12 protein-coding genes, 1 tRNA gene and 1 other annotated feature are annotated in these 12233 nt (G+C 43.9%); of the genes, 8 read left to right on the forward strand and 5 right to left on the reverse strand.

The features are described from left to right. The first annotated feature begins 93 nt into the window (after window positions 1-93). From rplA to rplL, 3 genes are all read left to right on the forward strand, one after another. Window positions 94-807: a 50S ribosomal protein L1 gene (gene rplA, locus RMX69_RS18155; protein ID WP_289799609.1), complete on the forward strand. Its 714-nt coding sequence runs from the start codon at window positions 94-96 to the stop codon at window positions 805-807. Between the two features lie 70 nt (window positions 808-877). Further along, window positions 878-1045 (forward strand) — a sequence feature (ribosomal protein L10 leader region). A gap of 63 nt (window positions 1046-1108) precedes the next feature. Then, window positions 1109-1723 carry a 50S ribosomal protein L10 gene (gene rplJ / locus RMX69_RS18160; protein WP_289799608.1) on the forward strand — a complete coding sequence of 205 codons (615 nt, stop codon included), beginning with the start codon at window positions 1109-1111 and terminating at the stop codon, window positions 1721-1723. Between the two features lie 93 nt (window positions 1724-1816). Next, the gene (gene rplL / locus RMX69_RS18165) at window positions 1817-2209 is read left to right on the forward strand and encodes a 50S ribosomal protein L7/L12 (protein WP_322638285.1); all 393 of its coding nucleotides are present in this window, start codon (window positions 1817-1819) and stop codon (window positions 2207-2209) included. Window positions 2210-2480: 271 nt separating this feature from the next. Here rplL and RMX69_RS18170 read toward each other — a convergent pair whose 3' ends face one another. Then, window positions 2481-4244: a Rieske (2Fe-2S) protein gene (locus tag RMX69_RS18170; RefSeq protein WP_322638286.1), complete on the reverse strand. Its 1764-nt coding sequence runs from the start codon at window positions 4242-4244 to the stop codon at window positions 2481-2483. A 356-nt stretch (window positions 4245-4600) separates the two neighbouring features. On the opposite strand from RMX69_RS18170, the gene RMX69_RS18175 reads away from it, so the two are divergent. Continuing rightward, entirely contained in the window at window positions 4601-6241 is a 1641-nt protein-coding gene (locus tag RMX69_RS18175; protein ID WP_322638287.1) for a metallophosphoesterase family protein, read from the forward strand. A gap of 60 nt (window positions 6242-6301) precedes the next feature. Here RMX69_RS18175 and RMX69_RS18180 read toward each other — a convergent pair whose 3' ends face one another. Both RMX69_RS18180 and RMX69_RS18185 read right to left on the reverse strand, forming a co-directional pair. Further along, on the reverse strand, window positions 6302-6457 hold the full coding sequence (locus RMX69_RS18180; protein ID WP_322638288.1) for a hypothetical protein: 156 nt from the start codon (window positions 6455-6457) through the stop codon (window positions 6302-6304). A gap of 53 nt (window positions 6458-6510) precedes the next feature. Continuing rightward, entirely contained in the window at window positions 6511-7443 is a 933-nt protein-coding gene (locus RMX69_RS18185; RefSeq protein WP_289799604.1) for a serine hydrolase, read from the reverse strand. A 9-nt stretch (window positions 7444-7452) separates the two neighbouring features. Here RMX69_RS18185 and RMX69_RS18190 point away from each other — a divergent pair, with 9 nt between their 5' ends. From RMX69_RS18190 to RMX69_RS18200, 3 genes are all read left to right on the forward strand, one after another. Continuing rightward, window positions 7453-8181 (forward strand): C40 family peptidase, encoded by a 729-nt coding sequence (locus RMX69_RS18190; protein ID WP_289799603.1) that lies wholly within the window; start codon window positions 7453-7455, stop codon window positions 8179-8181. Between the two features lie 14 nt (window positions 8182-8195). After that, the gene (locus RMX69_RS18195; protein WP_289799602.1) at window positions 8196-9209 is read left to right on the forward strand and encodes a glycosyltransferase family 2 protein; all 1014 of its coding nucleotides are present in this window, start codon (window positions 8196-8198) and stop codon (window positions 9207-9209) included. 125 nt (window positions 9210-9334) lie between these two features. Next, on the forward strand, window positions 9335-10609 hold the full coding sequence (locus RMX69_RS18200) for an MFS transporter (protein ID WP_322638289.1): 1275 nt from the start codon (window positions 9335-9337) through the stop codon (window positions 10607-10609). Window positions 10610-10647: 38 nt separating this feature from the next. Here RMX69_RS18200 and RMX69_RS18205 read toward each other — a convergent pair. After that, window positions 10648-10721 (reverse strand) — tRNA-Arg (locus RMX69_RS18205). Window positions 10722-10755: 34 nt separating this feature from the next. On the opposite strand from RMX69_RS18205, the gene moaC reads away from it, so the two are divergent. Further along, entirely contained in the window at window positions 10756-11265 is a 510-nt protein-coding gene (gene moaC, locus RMX69_RS18210; RefSeq protein ID WP_289799598.1) for a cyclic pyranopterin monophosphate synthase MoaC, read from the forward strand. Between the two features lie 260 nt (window positions 11266-11525). Here the strand turns inward: moaC and RMX69_RS18215 are convergent, their stop codons facing one another. Next, window positions 11526-12197 (reverse strand): Uma2 family endonuclease, encoded by a 672-nt coding sequence (locus RMX69_RS18215; protein WP_322638290.1) that lies wholly within the window; start codon window positions 12195-12197, stop codon window positions 11526-11528. Window positions 12198-12233 lie beyond the last annotated feature (36 nt).

The raw sequence follows: 12233 nt of genomic DNA on the forward strand, positions 1-12233 counted from the left end.
AAATTAGTAACTCCTCATTCCTAACTTCCTAATCTAAAATCCAAAATTTTATCGGGGGAGAGGCTAGGCTTCGGAATTACCCCAGGAGAAAAAATGCCAAAAATATCGCGTCGTTTGCAGGGTCTGCAAGCAAAAGTAGAAGATAAGGACTATCATCCCCTAGAGGCTTTAGCCCTTCTTAAAGACACAGCAACAGCTAAATTTACCGAAGCTGCGGAAGCGCATATCCGGTTGGGAATTGACCCCAAGTATACAGACCAACAGTTGCGGACAACGGTAGCACTACCCAAAGGTACAGGACAAATCGTCCGCGTGGCAGTGATTGCCAGAGGCGAAAAGGTAAACGAAGCCAGCAGCGCTGGTGCTGATTTAGTTGGGTCAGAAGAACTGATTGACGAAATCCAAAAAGGTAGAATGGATTTTGACAAGCTGATTGCCACACCCGATGTGATGCCACAGGTGGCAAAGCTGGGTAAGTTGCTTGGGCCGCGTGGTTTGATGCCGTCGCCCAAGGGTGGAACCGTAACATTTGACTTAGCAGGTGCGATCGCAGAATTCAAAGCAGGTAAATTAGAATTCCGGGCCGATCGAACTGGTATTGTCCATGTTATGTTTGGTAAGACAACCTTCTCGCCTGAAGATTTGTTAGTCAACCTGAAGGCATTGCAGGAGACGATTGACCGTAACCGTCCTTCAGGAGCTAAAGGTCGTTATTGGCGCACATTTTATGTGTCAGCCACTATGGGGCCATCAATTAAAGTTGATATCAGTGCCCTACGAGATTTGAAACTGAGCCAAGCAAGTTAATAAGAGTTATGAGTTATAAGTTAGAAGTTAAGAATAAAACTTCTAACTCCTAACTACTCACTCCTAACTTTAAATTAAATAGGCAAAGCCGGAGACAGCAGGTGCTAATAACTTAATATCCTGCCGAGGTTAAAACTTTAATTGTCAGAATTACCACCCATAAAGGTGTGATAACTATGGCATCACGAGTTTTACTACTCAACCCCGGCTAACTTAGCTGGGGTTTGTTGTTTGGGTTCAGGTTGAGAAGAAACACACAACTAGGGCACTTCCCCGATTGTTTTAAGGAGGTGAGATTGGAATGGGTAGAACACTAGAAAATAAAAAAGAAATAGTAGCTGACCTCAAAGAAACTTTGAGTGAGTCAACTCTGGCACTGGTAATAGAGTATCAGGGACTAACTGTTGCTGAAATTAGCGATTTACGGCGGCGGCTGCGTCCCACTGGTACTGTTTGTAAGGTTACGAAGAACACCCTAATGGGCATTGCCATTAAAGATGATGAAAAATGGCAACCTATGTCGGAATTGCTCAATGGTTCTTCCGCCTTTTTGCTGGTAAAAGAAGATTTTTCATCGGCAATTAAGGCATACCAAGAATTCCAAAAAGTCACCAAGAAGACAGAACTTCGCGGTGGTGTACTGGAAGGTCGCCTACTCAAAGAACCTGATGTCAAGGTACTAGGAGACTTGCCATCTAAGGAACAACTCATTGCACAAATTGCTGGGGCTATCAACGCTTTGGCTACCAAGATTGCTGTGGGTATCAACGAAGTTCCTGGTTCGCTGGCTCGCGCTTTGCAGGCTGTGGCCGACCAAGAGCAAAGTGGTGGTAGCACCGAAACCGTTGCTGTCCAAGATAGCAGCACCGAAAGCACTGCTGAAGGTGATAGTAGCACTGAAACTGCTGCTGAATAGACTTCGTGGTTCATCAGTCAAAAGTCAACAGTCTATAGTCAAAGACTAATGACCCATGACAAATAAATAATCAAAATTACAGGAGTTATATCAATGTCTGCTGCAACCGATCAAATTTTAGAACAACTAAAAACTCTTTCTTTGCTGGAAGCTTCTGAGTTAGTCAAGCAAATTGAAGAAGCTTTTGGTGTAAGTGCTGCTGCACCTGTTGGTGGCATGATGATGATGCCTGGTGCTGGTGGTGCTGCTCCTGCTGAAGAAGCTGTTGAGCAAACCGAGTTTGAAGTGATTCTCGAATCAGTTCCAGCTGATAAGAAGATTGCCGTGCTGAAGATTGTCCGGGAATTGACCGGTTTGGGTCTGAAAGAAGCTAAAGACTTGGTGGAAGCTGCACCCAAGGCAGTTAAAGAAGGTGTTGCTAAGGATGCCGCTGAAGATGCTAAGAAGCGGATCGAAGAAGCTGGCGGTAAGGTGACTGTTAAGTAGTCACAATTCTTTTACCACTTTTTTATTAAGGAGCCTAAGTTAGGCTCCTTTTTTTCTAGAACCGCAAAGTTTTCTGTTGCATATAAAAATACTATTAAGTAAGTAGGCGGGACTAATTAACATATAAGACATATGTAGGTTGGGTTGAGGCATGAAACCCAACATCTGCATGGGTTACGCTATCGCTAACCCATCCTAATACAGTTCAGAATGAGTAACAAAACCCTCATGTAGAGACGCGATTTATCCCGTCTTAAAAGTGTAATGCCGGTCACGATTCTTCAAATAAGCGAGCGCCCTGATGTAAACGTTCCGCAATTTGATAAGTTTGTCCTTGAGATCGCATTGTCGGAGAATGAGCGGCTAAATATCGAGATGCAGCCACTAGTATATGAATTCCAGCCGAAGTTTGACCGAGCAAAGAATACTGACGAAAAGCGGCTTCTATTTCTTGAATGACATGAAAATCACGGTTTTCTCGCAGCATCAATTTCCCCAGTTTTGCCATTAGTCTTTCAGCACTACCACCACTGTATAAATAATTAGCAACTAATTGCCCTGTCTGGTTTACTTGCTGCTGACGGTTTAATAAATCTGGTAGCTGCTGGAGTAATTGTTCGGGATTTTCCACGATGTCTTTGGGTTCTGGCAGGCGTGCTGGTGGAACATTCAAAAAACGATTTAAATATACACTCATCGCCGCATCAAACACACCTCTTAGTAGTTCGACTGTTGGTACTCTTTGTAAAGCTTGATGTACGGCATTTGCAAACGTGAATGGATGGTGGGCTGAATTCCAATCTCCAAAGTCATTATTAGTGTGGAAACGAGCTACTCGTAATGCTGCTGTATAAGTAACTACGCCAGCTAATTGTTCTTCAGTACAACCTGCTTTCAGTGCATTCAATAGTGAGTCTGCGATCGCTTGTGGGTCTTCACCTAATAAAATTGGTATTAGTTCCTCTGGTTGTGACCAACTTCCTTGTTGAGATTTTCCCACACTTAATACAGTTGGTAATTGCTCAAAAGCCGACTCTAATATTGCCACCAAATCTACAGGGTAGCGCCAGGAGTTAGATTCTTCCATCCGAGAAGCATTGGCTAAACCCGAAACTAGGCTAGCCAGAATTGATTCTGCTGCTTGCCAATTTATAGTATCAAGGGCTTCTAATGCTTTATTGATAAAATCAAGCGTATGCCCAATATCAAGATAGCGCCGATCCGTGGCAGCACAGAACAACATATCTGCTATTTGCTTTGAATTAGCCCCCGAACGAACAGCAGATACTAAACATCTTTGAGCTGCTTCCGCATCCCGTACTTGAATAAATTGGCGAAACCAGCTTTTGAGAGTCGCAAAATCTACTTTCGAGTTGGGTAATGGGTGAACGACAAACTCTGGTGGCGCACCCGCGCTATCATTAGCTACTGCCGATAGCCCGTGGAATAAAGCACGAGGTTTGTCTTCTACATCGAGATAAGGTAGTAGATTCATCATACAGGTGTGGATAGTCAAACCTGTACTCCAACCCGCTTTGTTATAACGAGTGCCAAATTCTAGCCCCATGAGAAATGGTTCTGTCGGGTTCACTCCTATATCTAAAAGTGCCAGCGTTGATTTTGCAATCACTAAAGAAATATTCTGCTCTAAACCATCTTGCAGACGTTGGCGGTGGTGAGCATGAGGATTAACTGGTGGTGCTAAATTTACCCAAACTTCGCCATCACGGATTTCTACCGGGAAACAAGGAACATCATCTGCCCACGAGTCAAAGGTTCCACCACTAGCAAGGTCAAAGCGGGCATAATGCCAAGGACAGGTAACAATACCATCTTTGCAAGTGCTTCCTTGTAAAGGAAAGCCCATGTGAGGACAACGGTTATCAATTGCGTAAACTGTATTATTTGAGTAAAACAAAGCAATCGTATGCTTTTCCTTATGGACTAACAAACTGCCTGCTGTCTGAACTTCTGCAAGTTGAGCAACACGGATATAATTGTCTGTTTTCGTCGCACCTTCAAATATTTGAGTCATTTAATTGCACATAGGTAAATGTCAAAACCCTTATTTCTACTCTGGCAAAGTTTTTCAAATTTGAGCATTTATGCATTCTAATTTTTGTTAACTTATACCAATTCAAAAAATAAACATTTTTTGCGGGATGATTTTACTATTTTTGTGGGATGGGCAACATGAGCGTCCCTTATATTTCCGGGCGGGCAGGATGCTCACCCCACAAGAATCATTCCTTAATTCAGCAACGCCGCCTAAAATTTGGTGTATTACTCATGCTCAGACGCAAAAGCCGCCGTAAAATTTTCTCAGTAGTTATGCTTGTGCTTGTTATATGCTTTACTCTGGTAAGCGTGCGTTCATTTGGGCAAACAATTATGACATCAGCACCCCAACTACTCACCGACCCCTTTTTGCAATTGCCAACAGCAACTTCAGTACGAGTAGTCTGGTTTACTGAATTTGCTGGTGTTAATCACACAGTAACCTACGGCGAAAATCTCAAACAAACTGCTAGGGCAAGTACTACCAAACTCAGTCGCACACGTGAAGACCAACAATCAAGAGTTGCAAACCAAACCCAAGACGGACAAGTTTATCAAAAACCCGTTCAGCGGGACATTTGGCGACATGAGGCTGAGGTAACTGGGTTAACTCCTGGTGTGCGGGTTAACTATCGTGTCACGAGTGTGCAAGAAGATGGCAAAAGTGTTGACAGTGATGTTTTCAGCCTTGCAGCTACTCCCAAATCAGATACACCACTAAAAATTCTACTGACCTCAGATCATCAATTAAAGCCGATGACAGCGGCAAATCTGCAAAAGGTGGTAGAAACAGTTGGACGAGTTGATGGCGTGTGGTTTGCCGGTGATTTGGTCAATGTTAGCGATCGCGCCTCAGAATGGTTTGATGATAATGTTGGTGGTGCTTTGTTTCCTGGTTTGCAAGGTCATGCTAAATATGAAATGACGCACAATGGTGTTAAAACAATCTACACTGGTGGACAAATAATTCAACACGCACCCATGTTTACTTGCATTGGCAATCATGAGGTGATGGGGCGGTTTGCCAGGACGGGGAGTTTAAATGATGAATTTGATGATACAATTCCCCGTGCCGTTGCTCAAAGAATCTACTCAGATAAATCTTTAATCGATAATTCTTTTAATACTAATACCTACGAAGAAATTTTCTCTTTACCAAAAAGTAAAGAGGGTGGAAAAAGGTATTATGCAGTCAGTTTTGGTGACACGCGTTTGGTGGTACTGTACGCTACCAATATGTGGCGGACTCCCAAGTTAAATGGAAAGCATAAGGGTAGATATCTAGAAGCTGAAAAGGATTTAAATAATCCTGAAAACTGGGGTTATGGACAGGTAATTTATGAGCCAATTGCTAAAGGCAGCAAGCAATATAATTGGCTAGAGTCGGAACTTAACAGCCCTGAGTTTCAACAAGCAAAATACAAAGTTGTGATGTTCCATCACCCACCCCATACTTTGGGTGATAATATAGTTCCTGCTTATACAGAGCCAGTACAGATAATTGAACGGGATAGTGGCAACATCAAAGCAGTGCGTTACGAGTATCCCAAAGACGCAGATTATATCATTCATGATGTTATTCCTTTATTAGATGCGGCTAATGTGCAATTGGTCTTCTATGGGCATTCCCATTTATGGAACCGCTTTGTTAGTTCCAGTGGAATGCACTTTTTGGAAACATCTAATGTAGGTAATACTTACGGCGCTGCTTGGGGTGATAGAAAGCGAGAAGTACCAATTGGATATCAAGAGGATTATGTTAAGCTTGGCGATCCCAATGGGTTAGAACCGATAGTACCAACAATTGCCCCTTTGTTAGGTGAAGATGGAAAGCCGATACCTTATATTGCGAGTAATGATATTACGGTTTTTAGTATCTTTGATACTGGGACGGGTACGATAAGCAGTTATCGTTTTGATACTCGCAAGCCTGACTCGGAAGTCTTGAAGTTTGACGAATTTAAGTTGAAATAATGGGGTAATACATCTGTAATTGGTGTCAACTTAACGTAAAAGTCATCCTATAACCAGCTTTTAAATTGTCTCGTTCCCAGTCTGCAACTGGGAATGCCGTCCTAGAGGCTCCGCCTCTCTTGCTGGCGGTTCTGCCGCCAGGAGCAGCATTTCCAGTGCAAAGGCTGGCAACGAGGTTTTAAAGGGATTTGGGCTTAAGTTGATACCAATGTACATCTGTGTGTCCCTACCGCATTTTATATCCAAAAAAGATGGATAAGGAGAGTAAATCATAGACTAGCGATCGCTTCGGCAACTCGCCCAGAAACAAAAGGCAAAATATCCCGACTCTTAGCTTGGGCTTTCCCTTCAGTAAATACCACTAAAAGGTAAGGGCGCTGTTCTGGTAACTCAATATACGCAGCATCATGGCGAACTTGACTTGTCCAACCTGCTTTTGACCAAATTTGAGCATTTTCAGTCAGTCCACCGCCTAAGAAACCTGTCACTTGATTTTCCTCGGTGTCAGTGGGCAAATCGTTGAGAGGACGTTTCAGTAAAGCCATCATTGCTTGCGATCGCGCACTTGAAACCGCCACCCCACCTACAATACTATGCAGTAATCTAGCGATCGCATTTGTGGTCAACATATTACGATTTTCTAGTAACTCTCCCACAAACGCCCGTTCCCGTCCATAAGGGCCATCACCCCAAGTTTTTTGACAGACGTTTATTGTCTCCATTTCTTCCCAACCCAAAGATTGGTAATAGCGGTTAACAATATTACGCTGATATTTCCAGGTTTCAAAGGGGCCGATTGGTAATTCTGGCCCTGATGTAGTACCACTCAAAATATCCACAACCAAGCTGGTAGCATCGTTACTAGAATCGACAATCATATCCCGCAAAGCTCGCTCCAACTCCTTGGAGGTTTGACTCATGCCTTTTTCTAGCCATTCGTTTACCGCCACCAAGTAAAATAGCTTGACTACACTGGCAGGATAAATCCGCTCAACACCCCGATAAGTGAAACCACGAACTGGGTGATCCCAAAAAGCGTTGGGAGTCAGCGCCCCACCAGTATTTACTCGCACTGGTGGATCGTAAACAACCCAAGTCAAGGCAATTTGGTTACGTGCTAAGGTCGGAAATGCTGCCCAAGTTGCATCTAAAATGCCATTACCAAGATTTTCGAGTTGTTCGTCTTTATTAAAAAAAATCATTCTCTAATAATGTCCTTTAATCTAAAATCCAAAATGGTTCGACTGAGCGAAGCCGAAGTCCAAAATCCACAATCAGGGGAGTATCAGTGTTTAGCTGACCTGAATTTATATGATTCTCCTGAATGTACGCGTTTAGCAACTCAAGCTGCATCTGGGAGACATTTGTGGGTAACATCAAATCATCAAAATTCGGCGGTTGAGGTGTATTTATGTGAAGATGACTATCCGGGATGGGTATCTCTTTCAGATTTTGATTCATTACAATCTGCTACTGTAGCTTATCAGGCTGCAACATTTTCTGAATCGGAGATTAAAAAACTCCTAGCAGAGATTATCGCCTTTACCCAAAAAGCGATGCAACAATCAAATTACTACCTTTGGGGTGGTACGGTTGGGCCAAATTATGACTGTTCTGGGTTAATGCAAGCGGCGTTTGCTTCGGTGGGTATTTGGCTACCTAGAGATGCCTATCAACAGGAAGGATTCACTCAACCAATTACGATTACAGAATTAGCAGCCGGGGATCTGGTATTTTTTGGAACTAGCCAAAAAGCCACCCATGTCGGGCTTTATTTGGCGGATGGTTATTATATCCATAGTTCTGGGAAAGAACAGGGACGGAATGGGATCGGCATTGATATTCTCTCGGAACAGGGAGATGCGGTTAGTCAGTCGTACTATCAGCAGCTGCGAGGTGCTGGTAGAGTTTTTAAGAGTTACGAACCACAGAGACGCTGAGGGCGCTGAAACTTATGAGGAGTGGGTTGATTTCCGAAAGGAGTAGTGAGGAAAATGGGGCGATTTCAGCAATTGTCCCAGATGTTTCGGTGGTAGTACCAATACATGACGAGGTGGAGAGTTTACCACTTTTACTAGAAGCGATCGCATCTACTTTATCTTCTAGTCAGGTAAATTATGAAATCATTTGTGTAGATGATGGTTCTACAGATGGTTCTGGGGATTTTCTGAAAAAAGAGGCGCAAATCCGCACTGATTTAAAGGCGGTAATTTTGCGTCGCAACTACGGACAAACTGCGGCGATGGCTGCTGGATTTTATTATGCAGTAGGGAAAGCGATCGTTACTTTAGATGCCGATCTCCAGAACGATCCGGCTGATATCCCCATGTTATTAGCAAAGCTGGATGATGGTTACGATTTGGTGAGTGGCTGGCGGCAAAAACGCCAAGATGGGGCTGTAAATCGATTACTTCCTTCCAAAATTGCCAATTGGCTAATTCGCCGCACCACTAGCGTGAATATTCATGACTATGGCTGTTCGTTGAAAGCCTATCGTGCAGAACTGCTAGCAGATATGAATCTCTACGGAGAATTACACCGATTTTTACCCGCTTTGGCGTACATCGAAGGAGCTAGAATCACTGAAATACCTGTACGTCATCATGCCCGTCGCTTTGGTCGTAGTAAATATGGAATTTGGCGGACATTCCGGGTATTGATGGATTTGTTAACCATTCTGTTTATGAAAAAATTCCTCACCCGTCCGATGCACGTTTTTGGGCTATTGGGCTTGATTTCAATGTTTTCGGGCACTGCGATCGGAATTTACTTGACTTTCGTCAAATTGGCTTTAGGTGAGATGATTGGCAATCGCCCTCTGCTGATTTTAGCAGTTCTGCTGCTACTAACGGGAGTGCAGCTGTTTTGCTTCGGACTTTTGGCAGAATTACTCATGCGTACATACCACGAATCCCAAGGACGGCCTATCTATCGCGTGCGAGAAGTAGTAGCCAAAAATGTTAAGTAACGTAACAATAGTAGTTATTGGTCATTAGTCATTAGTCATTGGTCATTAGTAAATAATTAAGAGTAAATACTGGTTGACTCTAGACAAAGTACAAATGACAAAAAACTAGTTAAGTTGCATCTACCTTGAAAGCATTTAATACCTTTGACGCCCAACTGCGGCGCAACCTGCTGATTTTATTTACAGCAGGTTTATTATTCTGGTCGAGCCTGTCTTCGCTCTTACCAACTCTACCGCTTTACATCGATGATGTGGGCGCAAGCAAGCAAGAAATTGGTCTTGTCATGGGCAGTTTCGCCATTGGGTTATTGCTATCTCGCCCAATGCTGGGACGATTAGCCGATGAACGCGGTCGCAAAATTGTCTTATTGATTGGTACGATCGTAGCTGCGATCGCACCCTTTGGTTACTTGGCAACCAAATCAATTGGGCTATTAATCCTAGTGCGGATTTTTCACGGCATTAGTATTGCTGCTTTTACCACTGGCTACAGTGCCTTAGTTGCAGATTTAGCGCCCGCCCAAACTCGTGGCGAAATCATTGGGTACATGACCCTAGCAACTCCCCTTGGTTTAGCAATTGGCCCAGCCTTGGGAGGATATTTAGAAGCTACAAGTGGTTACGGGATATTATTTCTCTTATCCGCCGAATTAGGTTTTGTTGCCTTCTTAGGGATTTTACAAGTTACGAATCCGCCAGTGCAAACGCAGGAGCAGACAGAGGGAGAAGATGTCTACGACGGGCTACGCCTACGCAAATTTTGGCAAATTTTGGCCAGTCCACGGGTGAGAGTTCCAACTATAGTTATGTTGCTGGTTGGTTTATCCCTTGGTGCTGTACATACCTTTGTGTCGTTGTTCCTCAAATCCACTCAGGTGGACTTCAATGGCGGACTGTTTTTTACAGCTGCGGCAATTTCTAGTTTTAGTATCAGGATATTTGCTGGTAAAGCAAGCGATCGCTTTGGGCGGGGTTTGTTTATTACCTTTGGAATTTTTTGCTACATTTTGGCGTTAATACTGCTGTGGCAGGCTTACAGCCCGATCGTTTTCTTACTGGCTGCGATCGCTGAAGGCGCTGGTGGTGGTACACTGATCTCGATGATGATTACGATGATGGCAGACCGTTCACTGCCGCAAGAACGGGGGAAAATTTTTGCTATATGTATAGCTGGACTTGATTTGGGAATTGCGATCGCTGCTCCTCTTTTGGGTATCATCGCAGAACTTGTAGGCTACCGCGATATGTTTGGCTACGGTGCTGCGATCACTTCTCTAGCACTTGCCCTCTTTCTCACCCATTCAAGCAAAAACCTATCCAACTCACTGCGCTTTGCACTAGGTCTAGCTCCAGATGCCTACGCCTTGAAAAACTTAAAAGTTAGGAGCGATGAAATTTAACTCATCACTCCTAACTTTCAACTCTTAACTTTTTAAAACGGGCGAGGAGGGATTCGAACCCCCGACACCGTGGTCCGTAGCCACGTGCTCTAGTCCACTGAGCTACACGCCCTCACCGACAATCTATATTAACACGTTCTAACCAAATGGCGCAAGATAATTTTCCAGCTAATTTTGCCAACTTAACTCATTTAGATCCCCAAGGACAGGCACAGATGGTTGATGTGTCTGATAAAGCACCCACCATTCGCCAAGCAGTAGCAGCTGCTCAAGTGCGAATGCTGCCAGCCACCTTCGCTGCCATTCAAGCCGGAAATGTCGCAAAAGGCGATGTGTTGGCAACTGCAAGATTGGCTGGGATTATGGCAGCCAAGCAAACAGCCACTTTAATTCCTCTGTGTCATCCGTTGCCTTTACAAAAAATCGCAGTCGAAATCATACCCGATCCCCAATTACCGGGTTATCAAATTCAAGCCACAGTCAAAACCAAAGCTGAAACTGGTGTAGAGATGGAAGCCTTAACTGCCGTTTCTGTCGCTGCCCTGACTTTATACGATATGGCAAAAGCTTTAGAAAAGTCGATTCAAATTGAATCTATTCGTTTAATAAGTAAGAGTGGCGGGAAATCAGGAGATTATTCGTCGGCAAAGCAATAAGCTATTGGGCATTGGGTATTGGGTATTGAGCATTGAGCATTGGGAATTGGGTATGCAGAAGAGACAAAGGTAGACAAGGAAGAGGGGGAAGACTTGGGAGAGACTTGTTCAATAATTCCTCCTTGTCCCCCTGCTCCAACTCATTACTCATTACTCATTACTCATTACTCATTACTCATTACTCCCCTGCTCCCCTGCTCCCCTGCTCCCCTGCTCCCCTGCTCCTCTGCCCCTCTGCTTCCTACTCCCCTGCTCCCCAGTCACGGCAGATTATCAGGATCAATGCCGAGATTACGCAAATATGCTGCTAACTGTTCAGCGCGTTGACGTTCTTGTTCTAGCAATAACTCAGCCTGTTCAGCCCGTTGATTGAGTTCCAGGGAATTCAAAAATCTCTGTCCATCTAGACGGTAAATTACTAATTCTCCCTGCCCCGTTTGAAATCTAATTCCCAAACGGGGACTGAGCCAACCATCCATTTGCCATAGCTTATTCAAATGGTTGTTTTGCCGCAACCAGCCATCTAGTTGAAAACTTTCAGGATCGTATAAATAGTATTCTTCAACACCATAGGTATCGTAAAACTCCAGTTTGCGCTCCATCTCCTTGGTATCATTACTATAAGAAAGAATCTCAAAGACTACTTGCGGCGGGATATTATCTTCTTGCCACTGACGATAGGAACGACGTTTTCCCTTTGGTCTACCGAAGACAACCATCACATCAGGTGCAGTCGGTGTAATCAACCGAGAACGCACAGGATACCAGAGCAAATCTCCTGCAATCAAAACATTGTCATTATTAGCAAATAGAATCTCTAAATTCTCCTTAATCAGGACAATCCAACGATATTGCTCCGTATTGTCTGCCATTGGTTTGCCGTCACTATCTGGATAGAGGAGATCGGGGTCTATTTGCTCAAAGATTGTCATCGGATTTAACCCACAGGCTCTTGACTTGCAATTCAA

Source organism: Nostoc sp. EspVER01 (assembly GCF_034530635.1).
Classification (GTDB): Bacteria; Cyanobacteriota; Cyanobacteriia; order Cyanobacteriales; family Nostocaceae; genus Nostoc.